The sequence below is a fragment of the Arthrobacter sp. CC3 genome (genome assembly GCF_039907775.1).
GTDB lineage: Bacteria > Actinomycetota > Actinomycetes > Actinomycetales > Micrococcaceae > Arthrobacter.
On sequence record NZ_JARCCY010000096.1, the window covers coordinates 1 to 1,503 of the forward strand.

Genomic DNA, 1,503 nt, shown 5'->3' on the forward strand with positions numbered 1-1,503 from the left:
AGGAGAAAGATGACCTTGAACATCTCTGCGCCCGCTGTGTCCACCACACAGTCCGGTGCTCCCGTCACGTCCGATGCACACTCGAAGGCTGTCGGCGCTGACGGCGCCATCATCCTGACCGACCACTACCTGATCGAGAAGCTCGCCCAGTTCAACCGCGAGCGTGTCCCGGAGCGTGTCGTGCACGCCAAGGGCGGCGGCGCGTTCGGTAAGTTCACCGCGTCCGAGGACGTCTCCAAGTACACCAAGGCCGCGTTCCTGCAGCCCGGCGTCGAGACCGAGATGCTGATCCGCTTCTCCTCGGTCGCCGGCGAGAACGGCTCCCCCGACACCTGGCGGGACCCCCGCGGCTTCGCCGTGAAGTTCTACACCTCCGAGGGCAACTACGACCTCGTGGGCAACAACACCCCGGTGTTCTTCATCCGCGACGGCATCAAGTTCCCGGACTTCATCCACTCCCAGAAGCGCCTCCCGGGCACCCACCTGCGCGACGCGGACATGCAGTGGGACTTCTGGACCCTGTCCCCGGAGTCCGCGCACCAGGTCACCTGGCTCATGGGCGACCGCGGCCTGCCGGCTTCCTGGCGCGAAATGCAGGGCTACGGCTCGCACACCTACCAGTGGATCAACGCCGAGGGTGAGCGCTTCTGGGTCAAGTACCACTTCAAGTCCAACCAGGGCGTGAAGACCATCACCGGCGACCGCGCCGAAGAGCTGGCCGGATCGGACGCGGACTTCTACATCCGCGACCTGCAGGAGAACATTGCCGCCGGCAACTTCCCCTCCTGGGACCTGCACGTCCAGGTCATGCCCTACGAGGACGCCAAGACCTACCGCTTCAACCCGTTCGACCTCACCAAGGTGTGGCCGCACGCGGACTACCCGCTGATCAAGGTCGGCACCATGGAACTGAACCGGAACCCGGAGAACTACTTCGCGCAGATCGAGCAGGCCACCTTCGCGCCCTCGAACTTCGTGCCGGGCATCGCCGCGTCGCCGGACAAGATGCTGCAGGCCCGCATCTTCTCCTACGCCGACGCGCACCGCTACCGCGTGGGCACCAACCACGCCCAGATCCCGGTGAACCAGCCCAAGAACCAGGTCAACAACTACAGCCAGGACGGCGCCGGACGTTACCTCTTCAACGCCCCCTCCGTCCCGGTCTACGCCCCGAACTCAGTCGGCGGCCCCGCAGCCGTTGAGCCCGCGGTCGCCGGCGGCGGCTGGGAGAACGACGGCGAGCTGACGCTCTCCGCACACTCCCTGCACGCAGAAGACGGCGACTTCGGCCAGGCCGGCACGCTGTACCGCGAAGTGTTCGACGACGGCGCCAAGGCCCGCCTGCTGGACACCATCACCGGTGCAGTCGGCGGCGTCAAAACCCCCGAAATCAAGGAACGCGCCATCCAGTACTGGACCAACGTCGACGCCGACCTCGGCGCCAAACTCCGCGCCAACCTCGGCGCCGGCCAGACGGAATCCGACGCAGAGGCAGCTAACAAG

Annotated in this window: 1 protein-coding gene; it reads left to right on the forward strand. The window is 66.1% G+C overall.

Translation table 11 applies throughout. The features are described 5' to 3' along the window. Positions 1-9: 9 nt before the first annotated feature. Positions 10-1,503: catalase (locus tag PV761_RS24120; protein WP_347900040.1), on the forward strand; the 1,494-nt coding region annotated here is incomplete at its 3' end.